We start from the raw sequence: 26,857 nt of genomic DNA, 5'->3' as shown, positions 1-26,857 counted from the left end.
CGGAAAGGTTGATCTTATCCAGGGTAAGGTTTTGTTGTAGGAATGTCCAGACAATTATTTGGATTTTGCTTTAGTTACATAATCATTAAAATCAGAGATGCTTGGGTTGGCCATATAATGACCGCCTTCCACTTGGATCGTCTGACCTGTAATGAATTTGGACTCATCAGATGCAAGGAATAGTACGGTATAACCGATATCATCCGCTTCTCCATGATATGGCAATGCATTAAATTTGGCAAAAATATCGAGTACGGCCGGAGGCATATTATTTTTCGCTGCAGGAGTTAAAATAAGGCCCGGTGCCACTCCATTACAACGAATATGATCTTTACCATACTGTGCAGCGATATAACGGGTCAAATTCACTACCCCCGCTTTGGACGCACCATATGCAGATCGTACGGAGTCACCTGTAAATCCAGCCATGGAGGCCGTATTGATTATCGACCCTCCTCCTGCTTTAATCATGTGAGGAATTGCAAACCTGCTTCCCAATAACACACTTTTTAAATTCACATCCATAAGTCGGTCCCATTCTTCCAAATCTAAATTCACGACATCCAGATCTTTATGCAGGTTAGTTAAACCCACATTATTAACAAGTACCGTAACCGTTCCATATTGTTCAATGGTAAAGTCGACTGCTGCCTGGATGGAATCAGCTTGTCCAGCATCCAAGAATACTCCAGCCGCTTCCCCACCTTGTTTTTTAATGTTTTCAGCCGCTTCTTTCGCTCCTGTTTCGTTAAAATCAGCAATCACGACTTTTGCACCTTCTTTAGCCATTAGTGTGGATATGGATAAGCCTATACCTGAAGCTCCACCTGTCACTAATGCTACTTTACCTTGTACTCTTCCCATAATAACCCACCTGCTCTTCATAATATGAATTTTTTTTTTTATTAATCATGACTAATAGTACAAGAATACAACGTATATAAAGTTATTACAAATAATTATACTCATAGTTCATTTTCGTAAAAATACAGATTATTAGAATGTCGTAAACTATGAAAATTTTTGATTTTTATCAAATTTAAAACAGAAAAAAGCTGAAGCATCCAAAAGAGCTTCAGCTTTTTTTCATTTTTCTTCTTCATCATCCCATATGATCCAATCATGAACCTCAAGAATTTCCAGGAATTTCATCAACCTCGGTAAGGTTGGTTCTGCTTCCTCTCCAAAATGTTCACTCATCGCTTCAGAAATCTGATTTACATTTCTTTGGAACTCCATCTGTTTAATGGCATATGCCCCAAACTTATCAAGCTTGATTTTACGGACTGATGGTTGTTTAAAGAAACGAATTGTAATTCGTTCCACAAAATTGGTCCTTTGAATGACTAAAAAAGTTGCTTCCGAAGATTCTTGTACCATAGTGACGCGTTTTTCCAAAAGGGGAACCATGGTTAACAGGTTCCTCTTTTTTGATTGGCGTTTACGAAGCATCTTCTTTTTTCCCTTTGCTGGATACGAACCATAGCAATCCAGCTAGAGCAAGGAATAGTAGGAAAGGTAGCAAATTGCTGGCTAATTTAGCCGCAGCCGGAACTTGGACACCTGCTGCGATCAATATGGCAATAAGTACACCAATCAATGATTCACCCGCTATTAAACCAGATGCAAATAATACACCTCTATCAACCCGTGCTTTAAGCGCTTCTTTTGTTTTCGAGAAGAACTCAACGAAGAAACGAATAAATCCACCGATCATGATTGGGGCACTAGTATGAACCGGCAAGTATATGCCGACAGCAACAACAAGTGAATTTAGACCGAAAAATTCTAATGTGATCGAAATAGCCGCACCGATAAAGATGAGTGTCCAAGGTAAGTCTCCTCCAAGAACACCTTCAGCAAGTATTTTCATCAGTGCCGCTTTAGGTGCAGGCAGTTCTGCAGATCCCATCGTATATGCGTTATCCATCAGAACCAGGATAAAACCAATGACAGAAGCTGATGCAACAACACCGATCATCATGGCAACTTGTTGTTTCCATGGTGTTCCGCCGACGATATATCCTGTTTTTAGATCTTGAGAAACATCACCTGAAACCGCAAGTGCCGTACAAATGATCGCAGCGACGGTTAAAGCGGCTACCATCCCCGTCGTACCAGTAAAACCAGTAGCTTTATAGACAATCGCTACAATCAATAGTGTAGCTATCGTCATTCCTGAGACTGGGGAAGAAGAACTTCCGACGATCCCAACAACCCTTGAAGCTACTGTCACGAATAAAAACCCAAAAATCGCAATTGCAATCGCACCGATGATTCCTACATCCGTGATAGGTGTGAAAGCAATGATTAAAATAACGATGATCGTTCCCAGCCAAACGTATTTAGCCGGTATGTCTTGTTCTGTACGGATCGAACCTGATTTTAGTTGCCCTTTATTGGCTTTTACACCTTTAAGAGTATCGAAAACTGAACTGAAAAGTATTGGTAATGTTTTGATCAATGTGATCAATCCGCCAGTTGCAACGGCACCAGCACCAATGTAGCGTATATAATTATCCCAAATTCCCCATGCATCCAATTCACCGATCGGTACATCAGAAGGGAAAATGGCTGTTCCATTGCTTCCGCCAAAAAAGCTGATGGCCGGTATTAGAACAACCCAGGCTAATAAACCCCCACCTAGCATTTGTCCTGCAACACGAGGTCCAATAATATAACCTACACCCAAAAGGGAAGGAAAGGCATCAAGACCAACCACCGCATTTTTAAAATTCGTGATTCCTGTTTCAACCTCTGTCTTGAAAAGCTTAAACCCATCACCAAGCCCTTTAACCACACCGCCGATAACCAAACCGGCTCCGATTAGTTTCGCGCTTGTACCACCCTTTTCTCCTGACTTTAGGACCTCGGCACATGCCGTACCTTCAGGATAAGGTAATGTTTCATGTTCCCTTACAATTAAAAGCTGGCGAAGGGGAACCATCATGAAGACCCCTAAAAATCCCCCAGTTAAAACAACGAAAATGATGAATGCTTGACTCACGTCCATGTCCCACATGAATAATGCTGGAATGGTAAATACAGCACCGGCACCAATAGCCTCACCTGCCGTGGTCATCGTTTGCACAATATTGTTTTCTAATATTGAATCCCTGCGAAAAACCCCTCTTAAAATAGCCATTGAAATTACCGCCGCGGGTATTGAAGCAGAGACAGTTAAACCAATAAGTAGGCCTAAGTATGCATTTGCCGCCCCGAATACGATTGCAAGAATGATCCCTAGAATGATTGCAGTTGCAGTCAATTCCGGTAGAGATTTAGATGCAGAGACGTACGGGACGAATTTACTCTCTTTTGAATTGTTCGACAATTTAGCCACTTCCTATGTTAAACTTTAAAATCACAGAGAACATTATATCACTGTAATTTAAAGTCATGCAATGGGAAAATTACGCTTAGCAAAAGTTTGATTATATCAAAAATTCAGTTTAGTAGATTCGGTTTTAAAATATTTAAAAATAATATTATTCTAATAACCATCGGTTTTTTGGCTTATTCGTTACACGAAGTCACTGCCTATCATTCATTCAATGACAGTATCTTCAATACTCCTTATTAGCTCCATAGGCAAATAACCCACTGGGTTATTGCACATTAAAATGAGATTTAACATATCCTGAAAAATCAAGTCTTAAAAAAAGGAATGATAAATTCATGGTCTCCTATATGGACTATACTTCACCATCCACACAATACTTTTTCGATATTAATAAAAGCAATTTAATGAAAAAAGACAATCAAAACTATATAAATGTATTAGGCATCAAACAATTGAACACACTCGAAAATGTTTCATTATTAGATATTTACCTTAGTACAGACAATGTCGTAGAACCGCATTATCACCAAAATGCAGCAGAGCTCGTGTATTGCATTTCTGGAGCGGCAACCGTTTCATTACTGAATCCTTTTACAAAGCAAATACAAAATTATCCCATTAAACCCGGTCAAGTAGCCAACGTCCCACAAGGTTGGTGGCATTATGAAGTGGCTAATACGGATAATACTCATTTGCTCGCCATTTTTAATGCACCAACACCTGAGGTGATCCTCGGTTCCGATATCTTGAAATTGACGCCTGCAAATATTATGGCACATACTTATTGCATGGATGAAAACCAATGGAAAAAAGCAATTGCACCGGTTCAGCCATCAACATTCATCGGTCCGCCAGCCAACTGCCATCGAGCGGCCGAAGAAGACATGCAGCAATATCCGCAATATAATAATTCCTATGGTAACCAAATGTATACTGCCCCGGCATACAATTATCATTACCAGCCAAATCCCCCATATTATTATTGAAGATAACGTTGGGAAGCCGTTTACCCTGATCAAGGCCTTTCCCCCTTCATGTCATGGATGACGTCTATAAATCGAAAAAAGCAATGGAGAAACCTATTACATTAGGGTTCTCCATTGCTTTTTCATGATCCGCTTAAAAAGCCGAATTCATTTACTCCAATAACTTACATCTTGGTGCATGGTTTATGAGCATTATCACTCCTATACACACTTAGATACAATTGGTCATTATACATTTTATATATATTCTATCGAGTTTCTTCTTATAATATAAGAAATTCTAAATTGCTCTCCCTAATACAGCAACAGATTATTCACTTCATTTTTGCGGTTGTCTCCATTCCCTTTGTATCCTAAGAGGCTTTCAGTCGATATCCTTATATCATTAACATTTCATGAAGAATACAGCTCTGAACAATCTTCTTCATCGCCTAAAAAGAGACACTCCCTATTTGAGTGTCTCCCTTTTTCTTTATTCCCCATGATATAAATTTTTAATACCAAATTTTCTCCCCTTGCTTTGTAAGCCGCTAATCCTTTTTGATAATACACTCTACTCTTCTAATATGCTATTCTGCTTTAAATGTTTTTTTCACTTTGTCGCTTTCATTCATTCCAGGGCGTGTCAGGGTTACATAAACTGATCCTGAGCCCTTACCTAACTGCTTAACCGTAATGGTTGCAGAGGAAGAAGTTGATGTTTTTTTTGATAGATACTTCCCGGAGGATGAATATAGTTTTACAACATCGCTTTTTTTCAATCCTTTGACTATTACTGAATCTGACTTTCCTTTATTATTCTTAACCGTAATGTTGGAAACGCTTGGCTTAGGTGTCTTCGGTTCAGCTTTAAACGATACCTTTACTCTTGAACTCTCAAGCATACCACTCCGGATGTTTGACACATAAATAAAGCCGGCATTTTTTCCTAATTGTTTGATGTTAAAAGTTGTAGAGGAACCTGAAACAGGTTTAGATGTAGCAAATAGCTTTCCTTTCGAATCGAACAACTTCACTACATCGCCTTTAGCCAGGGCACTCACTTTCACGCTATCTGATTTGCCTACATAATTTGTTATTTGTACCGACTTACTGCTGATAGACGGCGTTGGGACTTTTACAGCCAGTTGGTATCTATAATTAAGAGCGTCTGAATAATCGTCCACCGATATATAGTACCGCCCTGCCGGAAGAGAGTACCTCTTCGATTCTATACCGTTTGCAAACTGGTCATACTTCGTATGAAACGATCCCACTTCATCACCGTTTGAATTATAAAGGCTCATATTCCAACTGACAGATGGCTTCCTTCCCACCTCTAGAGATACACTTGATGGTTTTGATAGGAAAAAAGTAAAATAATCGGCGTCACCGTAACTTTGGAGGTGCCCGTAATAGTTTTTGCCCAACCCAATACTGTTTGCCTGCTGGGCGTTGTTATTGAATTCTTTTTCATAGGTAGTTGACTTTGCAAACTTCACGGTAAAGGCATAGGGCTGGTGAATTGAATCGAAATAATCTTCAATATGAATTAAATACTCTCCTTTAGGTAGCCCGACCGACCGTTCTGTCGGTTTTGTGACGTTTGAAGAATATTCAGTCGTCAGCTCACTAAGCACTTCCCCTTCTTTATTTAATATGCTCGCTTCCCATCCGACATCAGCTTTTTGACTCATATTGAGAGTGACTGCCCCATCTTCAGGGAGGGTGAATCTAAAATAATCCTCATCGCTATAATTTTGTATCTCACCAACATAAGGAGTATTCAAATTAATTCGGTTTGCTACACTCGAACTGTTGTTGAATTCGTTTTCCACATTTGCATTTTCTGAAAAATTAACAGTAAAATAATATGTTTTATTAATAGAATCAGTATAATCTTCAATATGTATATAATAAGTACCAGCAGGCAATCCTACTTTCCTTGCCGACACACCCATCGCTTTATTGCTGTAATCAGTTGTTCCACCTGTAAACTCATTTCCACTACCATCTAAGATTTCAAATTCCCATGCATATCCCGGATAGTTATTCATGTTAAAGGTGACTTGTCCCGGTTTAGTCAACGTGAATTTCCAATAATCTTCATAATCTCCATTTCCATTAAGGATGGCATGGTTAACAGCATTTACATTGATTGGCTTTGCTGCTTGCATTGAATCAAGTCCAACGTTTGCTGAAACGTTCATGCCTCCGTTAATCAGGATTAGACTTAGAATGGTAAATAATGCACTTGCTACCATTAAGTATTTTTTCATCGATACATTCCTCCTATGACATTCTACTCACATTTTATAATTCTACCATGCTTCACAACTTATTTCCCATCTTTTTTATCTAATGGAATTATTTAGATTGGATACTTTTTGTACTTACGTTGCCTATTACTAACGCGGGAAAAATGTTCTTCACTATTATTAGGAATTCACTTAACAGATTCTTTATAGACCCCTTTTTAAAGTTTATTACTCTCGTTTTTATAAATCTCAATAGCAAGTTTATAAATTATTCTCGCTATTAATCGATGATACTTATTTCACTAAAAAAGCTTAGGATAAGAAATTTTGCTATTAATAGCTCAAATTGACTTATCGAATAATTGCATTAGCCCTCTTTGTTGATGATGGTGCCAAACAAAGCCCTTAAGGATTATTTCCTATTTTTCATAAGATACTTTAATGATGGATTTACTTCCGCTGCCAATGCTAAATTAATATTACAATGCCTATTTTGGGCTTTACTAGTAAATTTCCAATATTCCTCTTATACCTTACCTGTGCATATTCCTTAAATTCAGGAAAACCATATTTATCAAATGGGACTTTTGTAATAGATTGAGATTTACTAGCTAAATGCCCATATAGATCCTTTTAAAAGTCTTGACTAGTGTCTGTTAAACATATCTCGCAACGTCGCTGCTAGTATTATTTATATTATGTTTAAGTGAAAATAATAAAGGAGAGTGCGATACTTGGAATCTATTTTTGAAGAATTCGAAGATATGGATTTTGATGAAAAAAACTAAATGAATTAACAGCAGGAGATATCCTTGATGCTGAAATAAATTTAAACATTAATCTCCCAAAAGAATATATTGAACTATTAAAAATTCAAAATGGGCGATATTTAAAATACAAGGCATTACCAGTGAGTTTTAAAAATTCCTACGCTGATGATCGTATTGCTGTAGACTTTCTGTTTGGAATTAAAGAGAATGAAGGAATTTATAAATCAAAATACCCTCTTAATGAATGGGGAATTAAAGAAAAAGATTTTGTAACAATCTCCGGAGATGGACACACGTGGCTTGTATTAGATTATAGAAAAAATAAAGATGAACCAGAAATAACATTTATTGACACTGAAGAGAACAAAATTTCCGTTATCTTTAAGACTTTTAAAGAATTTGTCCAAATACATTGGTGGATATGAGTTATCCGTTGAACGTGCAAAAGAGTTGTGTAAAAGTATAGATACTGAGGACATTTTAGATCGTATAAGCATATGGGTAAGTAGTTATAAAGATTTGACAGAACTCGCATCTACACTGATTATGTTCCTTGAAACTAACTCAGATATATATATTCAAGAAAGCGCATCTCAAAATTTAGTTGAATTAATTACCGATGAGTTTGTAACTGATGAAATCATAATAAGAAAAGCGTTGCGTATTTTAGGCTCTGTAGAAGATAGTGAAATAAATAGTGATATAAAGTATTCACACAAGTTATTACTTGACTTTATAAACAGGAACTAACTCAGTTACTCATGATATACAGGACTCCACTGCAGAAAACTTTTCAAGAGCTCTAGAAAAAAAGAGTATGGACCAATAAATGTTGTCATTTAACTAAAAAAGCAATGGAGAACCCCATTACATAAGGGTTCTCCATTGCTTTTAATTACATGATCCGCTTGAAAAGCAGAATTCTTTTAACCTCGTAACATCTCATAATAGATTTATTTTTTTTGCTTCTGTAATAATATTTTTCATTAATGATACAACAGATTGATTTTTAGCTAATCTTGGGCTCTGGCCAGACCAGAGTGACATGAAGTCTTGATTATTCTGTCCACTGCACGTTTTTCTAATTTCTTGAGTTAATAGGTTTTGAACAGGAAAATCGGGTACAAGCAATTCATGATCCGACATATCTGCAATAAATTTGTTTTTAATACCTCTTGCCCATTTACCAGAAAAGGCGCGGGTAAAGGTTGTCTGGTCTTCATCAGCATTCAAAATGGCTTCTTTATGTACCTTGTGTGCCCCACTTTCTATACAAGTCAAGAAAGCTGTGCCCATTTGTACACCTTGTGCTCCTAAGCAGAGTGAAGCCATTAATCCTCTTCCATCCATAATTCCGCCCGCAGCAATAACAGGTATGCTTACATTGTCAACAGCCTGCGGAATAAGTGACATTAAACCTACTAGGCTCTCCTGATGACCATCAATAAAGTTCCCGCGGTGCCCGCCAGCTTCACTGCCTTGCATAACAACCATATCCATTCCCGCTTTTTCATTTGCAACTGCTTCCCTTACCGTTGTAGCTGTTCCTATAAGAGTGATGTTATGCTGTTTTAATTCATCCATCACTTCCTTAGGAGGAATCCCAAATGTAAAGGAACAAATAGATACATTCTCTTCAATGACAACCTTAACTTGTTCAATGAAGCTTTCATAAATTTTTTTATACTCAGGAATGTCAAAGCTGTCTGTTTGTTCTAAATTTAATTGCTTACGAATGGTGTGTAAAAGCTGGTTAGCTGACTGGACTGCGTCAGGCGTTACGTTAAATTCGTTTGGCACGAATAGATTGATGCCAAAAGGGTTTGAAGTTAACTGCCTGATTTCTCTAATCTGCTCTCTCGTTTGTATTGGTGTCTGATAGCCTGCTCCGATCATTCCAAGTCCCCCAGCATTGGATACCTCGGCCACTAAATTCGAAGTGGTGATCCCGCCAGCCATAGGAGCTTGTATAATAGGATTCTTAATCTTCAAATGCTTCATCATTTCATTATTTAACATCAATGACTCCCCCAATTTTGTATATTAATCCTAATTAATTCTCTTCTGTTTTTTTTATATTGTATGGATGAACGTTAGGGTTGATCTCGAAATGAATCCCACTTGAAAGCAAAATTGCCCCAAAGAAGACAACACACGCTGCGCCAATAAAAGCAGCATTAAAATCATGTGTGAATGATGATAAGACTCCAGCAAGGGCTGGTCCTATCAACTGTCCAATAGCATAAATAGCAGAGAGAATGCCAATAGTCCGACTGCTATCAGATGGATTCATTTCTCGTCCCAATGTTGTAGCCAGGGTGGTGATACCCATAAAGGTGGCTCCAAATAATAAAGCACTAATGACAAAACTAGTTTTTGACATCCAAAAGGCTGGCATCGCAATACCGAAGGATTGCAGAGCCATTGCAAGCACTAAAGATTTAATGAATCCCCATTTTTTAGCTAGTAAAGACCAGATAAGACAGGATGGAATCGCAGCCAATCCCACCATCATCCAAACTAAGGTGGCACCATTATGAAAGGATGAGGTCTTTTCAGCGATAGCTACGATAAACGTTCCTGTAACAATGTAACCCAATCCTTCTAAACCATACGCAATAATCAACCATATAAGCCATTTAGAGGGGGGCACTTTTCCAATCATATCTCGTTTATTTTTCTTCTCGACGACGTTGGGGGTTTCATCGAGCCAGATCCATACAAAGATAGCAAGAATTCCACTCACAATAGCTAGTCCTATCCATGTTCCTTCCCACCGAAATAAATGGTTTAAACTCGGAATCATTAGACTTGATAAAAAGATTCCCAAACCTACTCCCCCATAAAACATCCCCGACCAACTGGTTTTTCTTATAGTTGCAAGTTTATCTAACACGATACCGGAGGCTAAGACCAATACAAAAGCACTGGCAAATCCTGAGAGAAAGCGAAGTCCATTCCAAAGTGAATTAGAGTATGTGAGACCCATTAGGGCAGTGGTTAAGATACTGATGATTAGACTTATTCTTAACAAAATGGTTCTATACTTCTTAAAAGGAATGGCACTTGCTAAAATTGCTCCAAGCAAATATCCTGCGTAATTACTGGTTGCTATATAACCAGCAGCTGTATTTGATAAAGAAAGTTCTTTTTGCATAAGAGGAAGAATGGGAGTATATGCAAATCTTCCAATCCCCATAGCAATGATTAAAGAAAATATTCCCCCTATTAAAAAATGATAAGTTTGATTCTTCAAAGATTCTCCTCCAATTAACTATAATGAACCTGTTAGAAACTGTGCTTCCCCTCGTCCAAAACTCCAGTCAGCATCGCTGTTTTCTGTTATAGAAACCATCAAGTCCTGTGGAGAAATCCCACAGTCCGATTCAAGTTTATGAGCAAGAAGTGAGTATAAGGTTTCTTTCTGTTTTACAGTTCTTTTTTTACTTACAATACTAATGATTACTAGGTCTCTGCTTCTTTTAAACCCCAGTCCGGTATCCTCGATTATTAGCTCATGCGGCGGGTGCTGATGAACTATTTGATAACGGTCACTTTCAGGCACTTGGAAAGCTTCCACCATCGCATGGTGAGCCGAATCCAATAATTTCTTTAAAGTTTCTTCGTTTCTTCCTTCTACTAAATCAAAACGTAATAATGGCATCTTGTATCTCCCCTCAAAATAAATAATGATTTTAGAGTGTCCAACTGAAATGTAGGATATTATAAGCATATCTTCTTTTTGCTATATGGTATAATACTTAAAATCGATATTTGGTATCACTCATAATGATGGCTAAAAGATATATCAACTAAGGAGAGATTATTTTGGATTTGCACTCATTAAAAATTTTCCACAGTGTTGCTAAGATGGGAAGCATTTCTCAAGCAGCAAGAGAACTTCAATATGCACAGTCAAATATCACGATGAAAATACAGCAGTTGGAATCGGATCTTCAAACAACTCTTTTTTATAGACATAATCGTGGCACTGCATTAACTGACAAAGGAAGCATGTTGCTAACATATACAGAAAAAATATTCGATCTTATAGAAGAGACCAAAAATATGATGAATGATGATCAAACACCCAGAGGTCCGTTAATTATTGGTTCAATGGAAACAACCGCAGCAGTTCGCTTACCAGTCTTGTTTTCAAAGTATCACAAAGATTTTCCAGAGGTTGATTTAACTTTAAAAACAGGCTCCACTGAACAAAATATTCAAGCAGTCCTTCAGAATGAACTTGATGGAGCATTTGTGGCTGGACCCATTAATCATCCAGATCTCATTCAGAAAGAAGTATTCGAAGAAGAACTAATGCTCATTACAGATACAGTTCATCCTCCTATATCTTCTATCAAAGATATTCAAACAAGGACGCTGCTTGTATTTCATGCAGGATGTGCTTATCGGGAAAAGTTTGAACTATGGCTACAACAAGAGAAGATGATACCCAATAAGATAATGGAATTTGGCACTATAGATGGGATCATCGGTTGTGTAGCAGCTGGTCTAGGTATAAGTATGCTTCCGCAAAGTGTTGTTTCAAAACAGGTACAAGAAGGAATCATTCGACAACACTCAATTCCGAATGGAAAAGTTAGGACAGTTTTCATTTATCGAAAAGATAAGTATGTACCTGCATCCTTAGAAAAATTTATAAATTTGTTGAGTGAAGAGGAGGAACTAATTAATAAAATAGAGGGGTAACCTAGATTATATTTTCGATAAGGAAGAATAAAATAATTTCGTTTAATGTGTCATTGAGGTGTTGGAAGTTGAACATTATTATCAAAGCTTACTTACATTCGAAGGAAACAAAGTTCATACAAAGTGGCAGCTTCCCTGTTCCTAATTCAGATTTTAAAAAGGATCCAGATTGTCAGCTGCCATTGCGGCATACGAGTGGTTTCAGAGATAAAAAACCACTACGTGAGATCTGCATCCCAACCAGCCTCAAACTTGTTTCTACAAGTAGGGGGCGGACAGTTTAGTTCACGGGATCAAGCCCCACGCACCCGTACGTCCTCCCCTGGCTAATTATATAACGGTTCTATTTAAAAAAGGCCAACCAGTAAAAACTGGCTAACCTTATAATACGAACGCACGGTTAGTTCCAGCCATAAAGACAGCTTCGATCTTCAGCTAACGCACCCTTTAGCTTAATAAGGAATGTTTATTTACATAGCAACTGTAATAATAATTCCCTTGTCTCTTCATAGTTTTTATATTCTTGTGAAAAATCGTTAAAGTTCCCTATTTTGTCTTCAAAAAATCTATACTTTTTAAATAAATCAAAGAAGGAAAGATGTATCATTTCAATCTGACCTTGAGGGATTTCATTCAATTTACCTACTAAAATATAACTTAGAGTTCCTGCTATATTCATACAGTAAGTATTAAAATCACCTGTTAGACAGTCCTCTTCAACTGATAAATTACAAAACTCTGTTCGAAAATCTTCTTGTATTTTGTCCATATCTCTATATGGAAACGGCTTTTCCAATTCCTTTTTAATATCAGATAGTTGTTTTAAGATATTCTCCATGTTTTCACCCTTTAAAGTAAATAAGTTACTTACATATTTTATCACATTTTCTTGTTCAACTATCCTGCCCCGTTAGTTGCATAAAGAAAAAGCTGCCTTAAAGACAGCACCGATCTACAGATAACGCCCCCGTTAGTTCATTAAGGAATACCTTAAAGAATTTCGTATAGACCCAAAACAACACACATTAATCCTCCAAAAATAAATAAAACTTTAAGAAGCCAATAATTAAATGTTAGAGGTAAGGGCGTTATATATTTGATGTGTTCAAAAAATTTTCTATTATCAAACCGATAACGAGTCGTATAGATCAAACCAGTCCAGGTTGCGATAATACCAAATATAGTTGCAAATATAGAACCAAAAAAGTCTTTAACCACTCTAATCCCACCTAGCTTAAAATTCCTTTCTTTTATACGTTTTTTCCAAACCATTATGGTTTAACTCTAATTAGAAAATTTTTAATGAATAAGGGAGGACAGCCATTCAACTAGATAACCAATATACCAAGCAAAAAATATGCTAAATGTCATAAATAGATTCCCTGCAATCCCAAACAAAGAAAATTTATTATTGTATTTTGAACCTATCCTAGCCAAGATGATACCAATTGGATTCATAATAAAAGTCCAAGCCCAAATAGGAATCCCTTGGTCAAGACCTATATTTTGACTAGGAACCAAAAAGAATATAAACCAGAATAGAATTCCTAATAAAACACAAACCAGTGATAAAATACTCCAATAAGATTTCCTTAATGGCAAAACTTCTTTTGTTTCATTCATACATTATCCTCGTTCCTATATTCAACATATAATTACGTTCCGATAATCATCCTAACAGAAATCCTTCCTTACTTATGTAAGGAAAATATGCCAATGTACATTTCTTTAATGAACTAACCTGCCCCGTTAGTACCATAAGAAAAAGCTGCCTTAAAGACAGCTCAGATCTTTCAGCTAACGCACCCGTTAGTTCATTAAGAAGTACTTCCGACTTAATCAATTAAAATAAACTCTTTACTAAACGAATTATCATTCTTGGAATAAGAGTTAAGATGTTAAAAACCAATTCAGATAAGATGGAATCACGAATTTCATTAATTATGCTTTTGAAAAAACCTTCTTTGCCTTTCTTTTTCATCTTTTGTATCCTCTTTTTATCTTCATAATTACTCCAATTATATTCCTCTAAAATACATCCTCAATTATTCTGCCTCTTTAGTCCATAAAAAAAAGAGCAGCTAATTGGCTCCTGATATTGAGGTAAAGCATCCGTTTGTTCAATTACAAAAAATATATAACCCACAATTGAGATGAAATGATTAGTAGAAATGTCAAACCTAGCCCAATTAGTTCCTTTTTTGTTGCCTTTTCTAGTAAATACCGTTCAATTAATGTTAAAGACAATCCAATGACTATGAAGATATATGCCATAGACCGATAATCATTGTAAACACCGTAATGCAAGGTGGAAACAAAGTGGATAATTCCTGCTGTTATCCATAAAAGTAACGCTGGAATAAACAAAGGCTTTATTCTATTTTTTAAAATTTTCATTGTAATATCCCTTCTCCATAAAGACATCTTACCAAAAATCGTCCTTTATACCTCAAGAAAAAATTCCCTTTTCTTATTGAACTATCCTGCCCCTTTAGTTCCATAAGAAAAGAGCTGCCTTAAAGACAGCCCCGATCTTCAGCTAACGCATCCGTTACTTGAAGAAAAGTGATACAAAAATAAAGCCAATAATGATTACAAGAATGAGAATTCCCGTACCTTTCCAACCTAAACTTCCTACTAAATCAGCAAGACCGCCACTGTTTGCTTTATTAAAAGCATCATTCAAACTACCAGTCGGATTTCTTTTTAATTCTTCTTGTCTTAATCTCTCTCTTTTTCGTTCAGGAGTTTCTTTGTTTTCTTGCACTTAAAACAACCCCCTATAAATTAAACAACTATCCTTTTATACTTTACCACAAATAACCATTTCCCTTGTTGAACTATCCTGCCCCGATAGTTGCATAAAGAAAAAGCTGCCTTAAAGGCAGCTCCGATCTTCAGCTAACGCACCGTGTTAGTTCATTAAGAAAAGCGAAACTTCTTCAAGAATCGCGCCTTTAATTGAACAAGGAAGTCATTTTAAAAGATATTCTTCTTATAATTGTTCTTCAATTAAATCTATTCTTTCTCGTACCGCCAATTAATCTCTATTATTTATTCGTTATTTCTTTGCTGTAGTAAAAATAATGCTAAACCGATTAAGATGAGTGCGATACCCATACCTTGTTGTAAAGAAATAACCTCATCCAAAATAAAATAAGCGAGTATACAGGTTCCAATCGTCTCTCCTAATATGCTCATTGAAATAACTGAAGTACTTAGCCATTTCAACAGCCAATTAAAAATCGTTTGCCCTAATATCGTTGCAATAAACGCTAATCCAATAAAGGACAACCATGTTTGTGTGGAATAATCAACGAAAGAAGTTTGCTGGCTGAACGCAAAAATACACAAAAATAGTGCACTGCTGGCATAACCGATAACTGAATATGGAATAAGAGATAGCTTTTTACGAACATGCTGGCCTACAAAGAAATAGGCTGTAATAACCCCCGCTGCAATAAAGGCTAGTATATCACCAAATAAAGCTTGTCCACTAATTTGAAAATCTTGCCATCCAATAACGATACTTCCGGCAATCGCTACAAGACAACCTATTACAGCACCTTTACTGAATCTCTCTTTAAATAGAAAATATCCACCGACCATCGAAAAAAGTGGCTGCAATGTAACGATAACCGTCGAACTTGCTACAGAAGTGTAATTTAATGATTCAAACCATAATACATAATGAACTGCTAAAAATAAGCCTGATAATAGTCCGAGTCCCCATTGTTTTTTTGACAATGAATATAATTCATGTCGATTCCTTTTATTTATTAATAAAAATGGCAAAAGCATTATTGTTGCAAAAAACAGCCGATAGAACGCCGTGATTGTCGCAGGTGCATCTGCTAACTTTACAAAGATTGCTGAAGTTGATAATGCAAATACGCCAAAAAATAAAATTACATAAGAAATAATTGATGATTGCAATTTTATATCCTCCGATTCCTTGTTTATAATATTGAAATTTATATAATATAATGTACAAACGTAAGTATAAAATTTTTATGTAATTTAAGAAAGTACTAATTACTTATGTTCAGTATGTCAGCACAAAAGGAATGAAATATACATTATTGTGGAAAGGAGTCTTTACCATGATTAATTATCGCCTTGGTCAAACAGTATTAAGTTATCGTAAGAAAAACGATATGACAATTCGTGAATTTGCCGATTATGCAGGAATCAGCACTTCGCTTATTAGCCAAATTGAAAGAGGACAAGCAAACCCTTCGCTAAGTGTACTAGAATTGATTGCAAAAGCATTAAATGTACCATTGTTTACGCTTTTCATTAACGATATTGATACCGATTCACTCATTTCTAGAAAAAAAGATCGGAAGAAGGTGTATCGTGAAAATAACGACCATATTGTCTATGATGTGTTAACGCCAGATTTCATGAAAGCACGTATCGAACTCTTAATGATGGATTTAAATGCACACGCAATCACTACGGAAAGCCACTATTCACACGACGACAAAGAAGAAATTGCTGTAGTCATGAAAGGTCAATCGTATGTTGAATTGGAAGGCACTGAATATTTTTTAGATGAAGGGGATGTAGTGCGTATTCCACCCAATATTAAACATCGATTTTTGAACAAGAGTGATGAAACAAATCATATTTTATTTGTACTAACTCCAGCGCTAGTTTAAATAGCACTCTTCCTATGTAAGAATGAAAAGATAAAATAACTACCGTTACAAAAAAGAGGCTGCTCCAAAAATCGATCAATTATCGATTTTTGGAACAGCCCCGTTAGTTCCATAAAGAAAAAGCTGCCTAAAAGACAGCTCTGATCGTCCAAGCCTATTACAATTTTCATATTGAGGCTTTGAATTCCTTTATTTTTTGCATTAAACCCTAATAAATTTTTCAGAGATAACTAATTATTATGTCGTTTGTTAACTTCAATTGTAATGAACTCCGGCAAATAGCTGGGAGTACATCCTTTTGCTACTATTTCATCTTTGTAAAGACCCGTTTTCTCACCAAGTTTAATACAACGTGCACGATTCTTTTCATCATAAACGCCTATCCAGCCTGCGGTGAAATTCATAGCCCATTGAACTTCCGGTTCTTCCTGCGTAATATTAGCTTCTAATGCAGATAGCAAGTATGCGGTGTTATCAGGCGGTGTTTGTCCAGTCCATCTCAATCGCCCTTGATAATACCAGAAAGCTCGCCTTTGAAGAGCAGAAGGACTATTTTCCCATGACTCCATCAATGCAATTTTCTTCTTGTCTTTGGTGAGCTGATTAGCCATTAACCAATCCATTAAGTTATTTCGCTCATCAAAAGTGTGAGTCTGCATATCCTTATCAAGCTTATTTAGCACATCTTGTGAAAGAAGTTTTTTGTCCATAATTAAGATTGCTAATAGTCTGGGCAAAAACTCTTCGGTTGACCAAAGTTCCATAGCTAGTTCGTGATCTTTTTTAATGTCCTTCGCGATTTTTCGTAAGTCGCCTAGCTTAGTTTTACTATTGATCTGAGGTAGAATGTTTTCTGCTTTTGAAAAGCGTTTTATTTCTGTACCTTTATTTTCATTCATTTTATACAACTCCTTTATTAAAGCACTGTTTCATAATATGTCCTTTACGGGATATATCAAGAACTTAATTTCGTTATAAGTCTTATTGCAGTGGTGTGCCTCCAAAGTTAATATTGTAGTATATATCGTATTAAAGCTTTCTCCACCTATAATAGAAGAGCAACCATCTTTAATATAATAATAACATTTACTTCCTTTTAATTGGATACGAAAAGAGCATTCCTTTTTAAAGAAACGCACCCGTTAGTTTAAGTGTATTAAATCACAAACTTAGCTGGTTTTGTTTAATAGAAGAGATTTGCTCATTGAATAAGAAAAAGGCTTTACTCTATATTGAAGTAAAGCCACACGTTGAACAAGTAAATTAGATTAGTACATAAATCAAAACTATAATTCCTATTAACATAACAAAAAGGGCACTCAAGAACCCATTATTTATTAAAGATTTCCATAAATTCTTTTTCTCATTCTCATTAATTCTCATACAAAACCTCTTCCATTTTACTATTTCTTAATGAAGTAAAGCACCCGTTAGTTTAAGTAGATTTCTTCACAATCTTTTTAGTATTTCAGTTAATACAGGAATGCTGCCCCTTTAGTGCCATAAGAAAAGGAGCTGCTGATCAGCTCCTGATAAAGAAGCTGTTAGCTTAATAAAAATTATTTATCTAGTTGTTCATTATAAATACTAATTGAATGTACCCTCTCTTTTAATAAGTTATCTATTATTTGCTTTAGTACCCTTGGTTCACGTAGTTCTTCATTATCAAATTTCACAAGGTCATTCACCTTAATCCATCTACTGTCTAAAATTTCATCTTCTTCAAGATTTAATGAACCACCATTAACCTCACCAGTAAAATGAAATAGAATAACTTGATTGTTTGTACTACTGATAAAATTATATACACCCGTTGTACCATTAAGTTTTACATCAAAGCCAGTTTCCTCTTTTACCTCCCTACGAGCTGAATAGAGAATGTCTTCACCATATTCAATGCGTCCACTCGGAAAGTTCCACTTATCAATAGCAGTTGGTTTATTTTCTCTAATTATTAAGACTTCATCATCTCTGAATATTGATACACTAACTACTAAAACTATCCCATTATGTGCCATCCTTTTCGCCTCAGTTATTTAATTTTATATTTATTGCTACCTTATTCTCTACTTAACACCTGATTACCTTCTTCTACCACTAACCTGCCCCGTTAGTTCATCAAGGAAATCAACAACATTCTTAACATACCCTTCTAATAAAAAAGAGCAGGCATTAGCTCACTCTTAAATTTCTTTAATGACTGGTTTACCCAGCTTGTTCTCAGACGATTTCACGATTTACGCCATACACATGCAACTATAATGTTGGAGATCGGAGAAAATGCTAAAGTGGGATCAGAAAGATTAGGACATTCAAAAGTTTCTATAACCCTAGATACATAAAGTCATGTTACACATAATATACAGGACTCTTCAGCTGAAAACTTTTCAAAAGCCCCAGGATAAAAGTCCTTGGACCAATAAATGTGGTCATTTAACTAAAAAAGCAATGAAGGACCCTATTACATAAGGGTCCTCCATTGCTTTTAATTACATGATCCGCTTGAACATTTTCTCCATTTCATAAATGGAATAAGAGATGATGATAGGTCTTCCATGAGGGCATGTGAAGGGATCGGTTGTGCGCCTTAGTTCATCCAATAGTGCTTGGATTTCATCATTGCGCAGATGACGGTTTGCCTTTATGGAGGCTTTACAGCTCATCATGATAGCTGCTTCTTCGCGCAATTTTTTGATGTCGACCTTTTTCATCGAGAGCAATTGTTCAATCATTTCTTCAAGGATTTCCTGTTCAATTCCTTTAGGGAACCATTGTGGATGCGATCGGACAATATAGGCGTTGTAGCCAAACTCCTCTAAATAGACGCCGACTTTTTCCAACTCATGCCGATATTCATTTATCCGGATACATTGGTCTGTTGAAAATTCAAGGGTGATGGGAACCAGCATGTCTTGTAGCTCGTTTTCAACACGTCCGACCTTCTCTTTAAAATACTCGTATTTGATCCGTTCCTGGGCAGCATGTTGGTCTATGATATATAAACCTTTTTCGTTTTGGGCGAAAATATATGTTCCATGCATTTGCCCAATCGGGTACATGGGAGGGATGCGGTTAGCAGGTTCATTCGCTTCGATTTCTTCCTCTTGTTCGACAGTGTAGGTTGTATACTTTTCGGCTGACTCGAAATATGGTTTGCTTTCATCATCTTGTAAGACCGGTACATAGACATCTTCCATTTGCTGCTGTTCATTGCTATAGATTATTTCCTTTACTGGTTCAAAGTCGAAATCTTCATTATGATCCACATAACTCTTTTGTTCCTGCTTTTCACGAATCAAGGTATCCTTCAAGAGTGAAGCTTCTTTCTTGGCTTCTTCAAGAACCCGCTTGCCGCTTTCCACAACATGGTCCAATTCCAGCGTAGTTTGTTCACTTTTCACCTGTTCCGGCTTTGCTGCAGGTGTATATCCACTTGGAATTAGAGACATCTTTTTAAACGAAGATTTGATCGTTTCCGATACAAGACTGAACAATTCCTGTTCCTTGCTGAGCCTTACCTCCATTTTGGACGGATGTACATTGACATCGACAAGAATCGGGTCCATTTCAATATTCAACAAAGCAATTGGAAAACGCCCAATTGGTAGAAGTGTATGGTAACCATCCAGGATTGCTTTCACGAGCGCATAGTTTTTAATGAAGCGGCCGTTTATCATGGTTGAAATATAATTTCTTGAAGCCCGTGTGACTTCGGGCATGACGATATATCCGGATAATTTGAAGTCCAATGAGCTTGCCTGAACCGGAATCATCTTTTTGGCAATATTCGTCCCATAAATTGCGGCTAGCACCTGCCTGACATCGCCGTTACCATTCGTATGCAGAATACGCTTCTCATTGTGTGTTAACCGTATAGAAACATCCGGGTGCGAAAGTGCGAGCCTGTTAGCCACATCCGTAATATTTCCTAGCTCGGTATGAATGGTTTTCATATATTTCAACCTTGCAGGAGTATTGTAAAACAAGTCGGAAACAAGGATATCCGTTCCTTTACGGCTGGATGAAGCCTCAAGTTCCTTAACCATGCCGCCTTCAAGAAGTATGCGCGTTCCTACACCTTCGCCAGTGCTGCTTTTCATTTCAAAACGGGAAACTGAAGCAATACTGGGCATTGCTTCACCGCGGAAGCCGAGTGTTCGGATTCGGAAGAGGTCATTTTCATCTTTTATTTTACTTGTGGCGTGACGTTTAAATGCCGCTTCTATGTCATCAGCCAAAATCCCATCGCCATTATCCACGATCCTAATGGAACCAAGTCCAGCCTCCACCAATTCAATCTCTATAATGGTACTGTTTGCATCTATTGCGTTTTCCACAAGTTCCTTAACCACTGAGGCTGGGCGTTCAACAACTTCGCCAGCTGCGATTTTATTAGATAAAGCCTCGTCGAGCTGTATGATTTTCCCCATTTTTATCGCCTCGCTTTATTATCTCATTTAAGTTTCTTTTGTAATTTATAAAGGGTATTCATCGCCTCAAGTGGCGTCATTTCAAGAATATCCAGTGATTTTATGTCATCAAGCACCTTTTTTTCCTTAGGCGAGGAATTCATTTTTCCTTTAGGAGCCTCTTCCCCAAAGAAGGAAAGCTGTGCCTCATTGACGGATGTTACCGGGGCTACTTCAGCAATAGGTGCTTTTACAGAAGCAGCAGGCTGTTCAGGCATCTCCTTTGCCAGTCCATTTTCATTTTCCAGCTGCGCTAAAATTGCGGCCGCCCGATCTATTAACTGCTCCGGTAAATCAGCTAGCTTTGCCACGTGAATTCCATAGCTTTTATCTGCTGGACCTTCTTTAATTTTATGAAGGAAAACGACATTTCCATTTTGCTCAATGGCACTGACATGGATATTTTTCAATTTTGGCAGTTCCGCTGCCAGCACTGTCAATTCGTGATAATGAGTCGAAAAGAGAGTTTTTGCCCCAATTTCCTCATGAATATATTCAATGATGGCCTGGGCAAGCGCCATCCCATCGTAAGTTGATGTTCCCCGCCCTATCTCATCAAATAATATTAAACTGTTTTCTGTCGCATTCATGATGGCATTTCTTGCTTCAAGCATCTCGACCATGAATGTACTTTGACCGGAAATCAAATCATCTGCCGCGCCGATCCTAGTGAATACCTTATCAAAAATAGGCAATTCAGCTATACTTGCGGATACGAAGCATCCAATTTGCGCTAAAATCGATGTTAGCGCTATCTGACGCATATAGGTACTTTTACCCGACATATTAGGCCCTGTAATCAAGAGTAACTCCCGGTCTCCATCCATGAAGCAGTCATTAGGGACATACTCCTGTGATTGAAGGACTTTCTCGACCACTGGATGCCGGCCTTCCTTCAGTACGATTCTTCGATCATCAGAAAAGACAGGCTTCACATAATGGCGTTCTTCGCTAATCGTCGCAAAGCACTGCAAGACATCCAGTTCACTGACACCTTTCGCTAAATCCTGTAAGCGCGGGATATAGCTTTTGACCTCTTCACGAAGATTGAGGAATAGGTCATATTCCAAACTGATGCTTTTTTCTTCTGCTTGTAAAATCAAAGCTTCCTTCTCTTTCAACTCAGGTGTGATATAACGTTCGGCATTCGTTAAAGTTTGCTTCCGTTCATAACGGCCTTCTTCAAGAAGATGCAAATTGGCTCGTGTGACTTCAATATAATAGCCAAAAACACGATTATATCCGATTTTCAATGATTTGATTCCTGTGCGTTCCCGCTCTTCCCGTTCAAGCTGTGCAATCCAAGTTTTCCCGTTTCTGCTGGCATCCCTGTATGTATCCAGCTCCTTATGGAAACCGTCCTGAATGATATTTCCTTCCTTCACGGACAATGGAGGGTTTTCTACAAGTGCCGTTTCAAGCAAATCCGTCACTTCTTCGCAAGGATCCAATTTATCGGCCAGAATTGAAATATCGTGATTTGAAGCCATTGACTTAACGATTTCACGAATGATCGGCACCTGTTGCAATGAACGTTTCAGTTGAATCAAGTCCCGAGCGTTTACATTCCCGAAGGCCACCCTTCCGGCAAGTCGCTCCAAGTCGTACACTTCCTTCAGGCGTTCACGTAAGTCCTGCCGTTCGAAGTATTGATTTTTTAGGGTTTCAACAAGGCTTTGTCTCCGCTCGATCTGTTTTTTATTAATGAGCGGTCTATCAATCCATTGTTTCAACATTCTTCCGCCCATGGCTGTTTTCGTTTCATCAAGCAGCCATAATAATGAGCCTTTTTTACCTTTGGAACGAATGGTTTCAGTTAATTCCAAATTACGTTTGCTATAATAATCAATTTTCATATATTGAGATGTTTCATATGCAAGCACTGGCTGTAAATGATCCAGGCTGCGCTTTTGGGTACGGTATAGATAATTCAATAAACGTGAAGTCGTTGTCGCCAGTTTCTGGTCTTTTAACAGATGAAGCAGTGCAACGAATGACTCGCTTTGATCCAAATTATTCTCTAGGGATAGAGCGGCAGCGCCCCGTTCTTGCAGCTTTTTTTTCCATTCTTCATTGAAATCCTCGGCAATGACCACTTCACTCGCACCAAGGATGGCAAATTCATTCAGAACTTCCTCGAAACTCTCAATTAGAGTGACCTTATTTTCCCCTGTCGATAAATCATTGTATCCAAAGCCAAACTGACCATCCGAGAAATAAGTGATCGTGGCAATATAATTATTTTCCTTTTCACGAAGACCCTTACTATCCATTTTCGTTCCCGGAGTAATCAGCTGGACAACTTCCCTGCGTACAACTCCTTTGGCTTGCTTCGGATCTTCGGTTTGTTCACAAATAGCTACTTTAAAACCTTTTTCTATCAATATATCAATATAATTAGCAGCCGAGTGATACGGAATGCCGCACATCGGAATTCGCTCTTCACTACCGCCTTCTCGGCTTGTTAATGTGATTTCGAGCTCTTGAGATGCATTCAGCGCATCGTCAAAAAACATTTCATAAAAATCGCCTAAACGAAAAAATAAAAAGGCATCCTGATACTCTGCCTTAATTTTTAAATATTGCTGTATCATCGGAGTATATCCAGCCATTCCTTCAAAACCTTTCCAAACTATAATCTATTACACATTTATGTCCTTCATTATAACATATGGGAAAGCAACATTGCCTGTATTCGAAATTGCATGGTAAATCAATTATCCTTTAAAGTGTAGCTGGCTGTATCTGCAAGCCATACTCAGGGATATAGTAACATTTCATTCCTATTTTTTTCTCATTTCCAGGCCTGCAAGGGACTTGTCCCGCTTCAAATTAAATAAAACCGGATGAAGGGAATGTCATCCGGTATTAATTTCTATATTCTATTCGTCTTCGAATTCATCAAGGAAATCCGGATCTAAATCTTCGAAATCCTCATCATCGAAATCAGAGCCCCAGTCATCCTCACAGCGGCCATCTGGACTTACAGCGACACAAATTTTCGTTTCGCCGACGACTTCCACAAAGAATTCCCTTTCCACATGGACAATGATTTTTTGTCCACATGGGGAGATGCAAGCTTCTAAACAATTCGGCTGTTGGACAGCTTTTGCAACGATTTCATGGTCATCAAGACAATCGGGATCACGGTATTTCAGCGAAATAACGTCGGTATATTGCACTTTTTCAGTTACAACTTCCGTCTTCGAATTTTGGTTATAGGAATACCAGACGTTGATTTCGTAGCTGCCGTGAATTTCTACCTTTTTGCCGACTTTCTTTGCATCGTATTTATGGTTGATGATCCAACAACCTAGAATGCTAGAAGGATGATGAGCCGGGCAAATGGTGTGAGAGGACTTTGTGAATTTGCGTCCTTTTGCCACCACCGCTTTAGTAATTATCTCTCTATATTGTGACATGCTAGCGAACCCTCCTCATACAGTTTCCATTCATCCTATGCGTGGTAAAAGTCTAGTGTGCGTAGAATTTTAATTGTTTGAAAACTGCTGTAATGTTTTAAACCTAGGTTATTTTATGCGCATGTTTTGGGATATGTGTCACGAATGGGCACTGTATAAGGATTTCTGAATCTAAAAAAAGCCCTTCTGAAATCAGAAGGGCTTTTTTTTATTCATGAACAGCTTCCGCCGCCTGCTTGTACCTTTGAACCTGTCTCACCGCGAAGGACGTCTCCTTCGGTCGATTCAATAATCAGGTCCGTCACCTTATTCGATACCTGTGATGAAACCATTTGTAAAAGGTCATTTACATCCACTTGGGATTGTTTGAATTCTTGCACGATCGGAAGTTCATCCAATTGTTTTTCCAGTGCATCGATTTTGGCCTGAACTTGACTGTATGCTTTCTCTTTGCCGTAATGCTGGAAGTTTACAGCCTGTTTTTGTAAGCTCTTGATGCTGGCGATCATTTCACGGATTTTTTGGTTTTCATTGATGTGAGCTTCTGCCCGTTTAAAGAAATCGACTTCTTCCGTGCTTGCGATCATTTCAGCAAGCTCGGCAGCTTTGTTCAGAATGTCATCTTTAGTATATTTCGTCATATTACTCCACCTCAATCGCCGTTGCTTCTTCAACCATATCCCCATTCAGTGACCATGTTTTCGTTCCGGTGATTTTCACTTTTACGATTTGGCCAATAGCGGATTTTGGTCCTTTGAAGTTCACGAGCTTATTTTTCGTTGTATAACCTGCTAATACTTCCGCATTCTTCTTGCTTTCGCCTTCAACGAGCACTTCAACAATCTGCCCATCATACTCCTTCATTTTCAATGCACACGTTTCATTGACAAGGGAGTTCAAGCGCTGCAGACGTTCCTTTTTCACTTCCATCGGTACATTATCCTGCATTTTCGCAGCCGGTGTTCCCTCACGTGGTGAATAGATGTAAGTATATGCCGCATCGAAACCAACTTCACGGTATAAAGACATCGTTTCTTCAAAGTGCTCTTCCGTTTCATTCGGATAACCTACAATGATGTCAGTGGTTAGCGATGCACCTGGGATAGCTTCCTTGATTTTTTTTACTAGCTCTAAATATTGTTCACGTGTATATTTACGGGCCATGATTTTAAGTGTTTCCGTACTTCCCGATTGAACTGGAAGATGGATATGGTCAACGAGATTACCGCCCTTAGCCAATACTTCAATCAAGTGATCATCGAAATCACGTGGATGGCTTGTCGTAAAACGAATACGCGGAATATCGATTTTGCGGATTTCATCCATCAAATCACCGAAACGGTATTCGATATCCGTAAAATCTTTACCATAAGCATTCACATTCTGTCCAAGCAGGGTTATTTCCTTGTAACCCTGTGCCGCTAAATGACGGACTTCCTGTATGATATCTGCAGGCCTGCGGCTTCTTTCTTTCCCTCTTGTGTACGGTACGATGCAGTATGTACAAAACTTATCGCAGCCATACATGATATTGACCCATGCCTTCGTTTTTCCTTTACGCACTTTCGGAAGGTTCTCGATTACATCACCTTCTTTAGACCAAACCTCAATGACCATTTCCTTGGAAAGATAAGCTTCATTAAGAATTTGCGGCAGGCGGTGGATATTATGCGTTCCGAAAATCATATCTACAAAATGGTGCTTCTCTAGAATCCGCTTTACAACTGACTCCTCTTGTGACATACAACCGCAAACCCCAAGCAATAGATCCGGCTTTTCCAATTTCAATGATTTTAAATGTCCCAATTCACCGAACACTTTATTCTCTGCGCCTTCCCGAATCGCACAAGTGTTAAGTAAAATGACGTTAGCATCATCCACCGTGTCTGTCGGCTGATAACCAAGTGCCATAAAGATGCCCGCCATGACTTCTGTATCATGTTCGTTCATTTGACAGCCAAAAGTACGAATGTAAAACTTTTTACCTTCTCCCATTCCACGGAAACCTTCAGGAATGGCAAAGTCATCATGATATTCTACTTCTTCTTTTCCTCGCTTTTTCGCATCTTTTAAGGAAGGCGGAATATAAACGGCTTGAAAGTACTTACTGAAGTCCTTTTCGGATTTTTTGTCCGCTGGATTCTCAGCCTGTACTTGTTGTGATTCTAATCGTTGTTTCTCGTTCATAGTTAATCTCCTTTCAAAATAGTTAGTTTATTTCTTTCACCAACTATTTCAAGACCTATCTTCTAA

The 26,857-nt window shown here is 37.8% G+C and carries 25 protein-coding genes and 1 pseudogene; 6 read left to right on the top strand and 20 right to left on the bottom strand.

All coding sequences use genetic code 11. The features are described 5' to 3' along the window. Positions 1 to 54 precede the first annotated feature (54 nt). From ABOA58_RS09430 to ABOA58_RS09420, 3 genes are all read right to left on the bottom strand, one after another. Entirely contained in the window at positions 55 to 864 is an 810-nt protein-coding gene (locus tag ABOA58_RS09430) for an SDR family NAD(P)-dependent oxidoreductase (protein WP_350302064.1), read from the bottom strand. Between the two features lie 222 nt (positions 865 to 1,086). Beyond that, positions 1,087 to 1,452 carry a hypothetical protein gene (locus ABOA58_RS09425; protein ID WP_350302063.1) on the bottom strand — a complete coding sequence of 122 codons (366 nt, stop codon included), beginning with the start codon at positions 1,450 to 1,452 and terminating at the stop codon, positions 1,087 to 1,089. Further along, positions 1,442 to 3,334 carry an OPT family oligopeptide transporter gene (locus ABOA58_RS09420; protein WP_137020531.1) on the bottom strand — a complete coding sequence of 631 codons (1,893 nt, stop codon included), beginning with the start codon at positions 3,332 to 3,334 and terminating at the stop codon, positions 1,442 to 1,444. Before ABOA58_RS09420 ends, ABOA58_RS09425 begins: the two co-directional genes overlap by 11 nt. Positions 3,335 to 3,678: 344 nt before the next feature. Between ABOA58_RS09420 and ABOA58_RS09415 the strand changes: the two genes are divergently transcribed. Further along, the gene (locus ABOA58_RS09415; protein ID WP_350302062.1) at positions 3,679 to 4,329 is read left to right on the top strand and encodes a cupin domain-containing protein; all 651 of its coding nucleotides are present in this window, start codon (positions 3,679 to 3,681) and stop codon (positions 4,327 to 4,329) included. A 569-nt stretch (positions 4,330 to 4,898) separates the two neighbouring features. On the opposite strand, the gene ABOA58_RS09410 is transcribed toward ABOA58_RS09415, so the two are convergent. Together ABOA58_RS09410 and ABOA58_RS09405 are read right to left on the bottom strand one after the other, a co-directional pair. Then, positions 4,899 to 6,587: a hypothetical protein gene (locus tag ABOA58_RS09410; protein WP_350302061.1), complete on the bottom strand. Its 1,689-nt coding sequence runs from the start codon at positions 6,585 to 6,587 to the stop codon at positions 4,899 to 4,901. 320 nt (positions 6,588 to 6,907) lie between these two features. Beyond that, on the bottom strand, positions 6,908 to 6,979 hold the full coding sequence (locus ABOA58_RS09405; protein ID WP_350302832.1) for an HNH endonuclease: 72 nt from the start codon (positions 6,977 to 6,979) through the stop codon (positions 6,908 to 6,910). A 395-nt stretch (positions 6,980 to 7,374) separates the two neighbouring features. Here ABOA58_RS09405 and ABOA58_RS09400 point away from each other — a divergent pair, with 395 nt between their 5' ends. Continuing rightward, positions 7,375 to 7,761, top strand: a complete 387-nt coding sequence (locus ABOA58_RS09400; protein WP_350302831.1) for an SMI1/KNR4 family protein — start codon at positions 7,375 to 7,377, stop codon at positions 7,759 to 7,761. Then, positions 7,736 to 8,086, top strand: coding sequence for a hypothetical protein (locus tag ABOA58_RS09395; RefSeq protein ID WP_350302060.1), 351 nt, complete (start codon positions 7,736 to 7,738; stop codon positions 8,084 to 8,086). Before ABOA58_RS09400 ends, ABOA58_RS09395 begins: the two co-directional genes overlap by 26 nt. A gap of 192 nt (positions 8,087 to 8,278) precedes the next feature. On the opposite strand, the gene ABOA58_RS09390 is transcribed toward ABOA58_RS09395, so the two are convergent. From ABOA58_RS09390 to ABOA58_RS09380, 3 genes are read right to left on the bottom strand one after another with little or no spacing between them, the layout of a single operon-like run. Then, positions 8,279 to 9,355, bottom strand: coding sequence for an NAD(P)H-dependent flavin oxidoreductase (locus tag ABOA58_RS09390; protein WP_350302059.1), 1,077 nt, complete (start codon positions 9,353 to 9,355; stop codon positions 8,279 to 8,281). Positions 9,356 to 9,389: 34 nt separating this feature from the next. Next, entirely contained in the window at positions 9,390 to 10,592 is a 1,203-nt protein-coding gene (locus tag ABOA58_RS09385; RefSeq protein ID WP_350302058.1) for a YbfB/YjiJ family MFS transporter, read from the bottom strand. Positions 10,593 to 10,610: 18 nt separating this feature from the next. Further along, positions 10,611 to 11,000: a tautomerase family protein gene (locus ABOA58_RS09380; RefSeq protein ID WP_289349472.1), complete on the bottom strand. Its 390-nt coding sequence runs from the start codon at positions 10,998 to 11,000 to the stop codon at positions 10,611 to 10,613. Positions 11,001 to 11,164: 164 nt separating this feature from the next. Between ABOA58_RS09380 and ABOA58_RS09375 the strand changes: the two genes are divergently transcribed. After that, the gene (locus ABOA58_RS09375; protein WP_350302057.1) at positions 11,165 to 12,049 is read left to right on the top strand and encodes a LysR family transcriptional regulator; all 885 of its coding nucleotides are present in this window, start codon (positions 11,165 to 11,167) and stop codon (positions 12,047 to 12,049) included. 466 nt (positions 12,050 to 12,515) lie between these two features. Here ABOA58_RS09375 and ABOA58_RS09370 read toward each other — a convergent pair whose 3' ends face one another. The 5 genes from ABOA58_RS09370 to ABOA58_RS09350 form a co-directional block, all read right to left on the bottom strand. Beyond that, positions 12,516 to 12,887 carry a YxiJ family protein gene (locus ABOA58_RS09370; RefSeq protein ID WP_350302056.1) on the bottom strand — a complete coding sequence of 124 codons (372 nt, stop codon included), beginning with the start codon at positions 12,885 to 12,887 and terminating at the stop codon, positions 12,516 to 12,518. Positions 12,888 to 13,039: 152 nt separating this feature from the next. Then, positions 13,040 to 13,321 carry a hypothetical protein gene (locus ABOA58_RS09365; RefSeq protein WP_350302055.1) on the bottom strand — a complete coding sequence of 94 codons (282 nt, stop codon included), beginning with the start codon at positions 13,319 to 13,321 and terminating at the stop codon, positions 13,040 to 13,042. A gap of 27 nt (positions 13,322 to 13,348) precedes the next feature. Further along, positions 13,349 to 13,672, bottom strand: coding sequence for a hypothetical protein (locus ABOA58_RS09360; RefSeq protein ID WP_350302054.1), 324 nt, complete (start codon positions 13,670 to 13,672; stop codon positions 13,349 to 13,351). Between the two features lie 928 nt (positions 13,673 to 14,600). Next, positions 14,601 to 14,816, bottom strand: a complete 216-nt coding sequence (locus ABOA58_RS09355) for a DUF6366 family protein (protein WP_127777896.1) — start codon at positions 14,814 to 14,816, stop codon at positions 14,601 to 14,603. A gap of 287 nt (positions 14,817 to 15,103) precedes the next feature. Then, positions 15,104 to 15,985, bottom strand: coding sequence for a DMT family transporter (locus ABOA58_RS09350; RefSeq protein ID WP_063575036.1), 882 nt, complete (start codon positions 15,983 to 15,985; stop codon positions 15,104 to 15,106). 167 nt (positions 15,986 to 16,152) lie between these two features. Between ABOA58_RS09350 and ABOA58_RS09345 the strand changes: the two genes are divergently transcribed. Beyond that, the gene (locus ABOA58_RS09345; protein WP_258831634.1) at positions 16,153 to 16,713 is read left to right on the top strand and encodes a helix-turn-helix domain-containing protein; all 561 of its coding nucleotides are present in this window, start codon (positions 16,153 to 16,155) and stop codon (positions 16,711 to 16,713) included. A gap of 230 nt (positions 16,714 to 16,943) precedes the next feature. On the opposite strand, the gene ABOA58_RS09340 is transcribed toward ABOA58_RS09345, so the two are convergent. After that, positions 16,944 to 17,612 (bottom strand): DNA alkylation repair protein, encoded by a 669-nt coding sequence (locus tag ABOA58_RS09340; RefSeq protein ID WP_034310892.1) that lies wholly within the window; start codon positions 17,610 to 17,612, stop codon positions 16,944 to 16,946. Positions 17,613 to 18,272: 660 nt separating this feature from the next. Continuing rightward, positions 18,273 to 18,731, bottom strand: coding sequence for an NUDIX hydrolase (locus tag ABOA58_RS09335; protein ID WP_350302053.1), 459 nt, complete (start codon positions 18,729 to 18,731; stop codon positions 18,273 to 18,275). 207 nt (positions 18,732 to 18,938) lie between these two features. On the opposite strand from ABOA58_RS09335, the pseudogene ABOA58_RS09330 reads away from it, so the two are divergent. After that, positions 18,939 to 19,055: pseudogene (locus ABOA58_RS09330) on the top strand (tyrosine-type recombinase/integrase); the annotation flags it as partial. Between the two features lie 147 nt (positions 19,056 to 19,202). Here the strand turns inward: ABOA58_RS09330 and mutL are convergent. The 5 genes from mutL to miaB form a co-directional block, all read right to left on the bottom strand. After that, the gene (gene mutL, locus ABOA58_RS09325) at positions 19,203 to 21,143 is read right to left on the bottom strand and encodes a DNA mismatch repair endonuclease MutL (RefSeq protein ID WP_350302052.1); all 1,941 of its coding nucleotides are present in this window, start codon (positions 21,141 to 21,143) and stop codon (positions 19,203 to 19,205) included. 23 nt (positions 21,144 to 21,166) lie between these two features. Beyond that, the gene (gene mutS / locus ABOA58_RS09320) at positions 21,167 to 23,794 is read right to left on the bottom strand and encodes a DNA mismatch repair protein MutS (RefSeq protein ID WP_350302051.1); all 2,628 of its coding nucleotides are present in this window, start codon (positions 23,792 to 23,794) and stop codon (positions 21,167 to 21,169) included. 270 nt (positions 23,795 to 24,064) lie between these two features. After that, positions 24,065 to 24,604: an outer spore coat protein CotE gene (locus tag ABOA58_RS09315; RefSeq protein WP_034313495.1), complete on the bottom strand. Its 540-nt coding sequence runs from the start codon at positions 24,602 to 24,604 to the stop codon at positions 24,065 to 24,067. A gap of 212 nt (positions 24,605 to 24,816) precedes the next feature. Then, entirely contained in the window at positions 24,817 to 25,245 is a 429-nt protein-coding gene (locus tag ABOA58_RS09310; protein ID WP_101224709.1) for a RicAFT regulatory complex protein RicA family protein, read from the bottom strand. Position 25,246: 1 nt separating this feature from the next. Continuing rightward, positions 25,247 to 26,791, bottom strand: coding sequence for a tRNA (N6-isopentenyl adenosine(37)-C2)-methylthiotransferase MiaB (gene miaB / locus ABOA58_RS09305; protein ID WP_350302050.1), 1,545 nt, complete (start codon positions 26,789 to 26,791; stop codon positions 25,247 to 25,249). Between the last annotated feature and the right edge of the window lie 66 nt (positions 26,792 to 26,857).

This window comes from Peribacillus frigoritolerans, assembly GCF_040250305.1.
Classification (GTDB): Bacteria; Bacillota; Bacilli; order Bacillales; family DSM-1321; genus Peribacillus.
The sequence above is the reverse complement of the archived record's forward strand: the minus strand, read 5'-3'. Positions and strand labels throughout refer to the sequence as shown.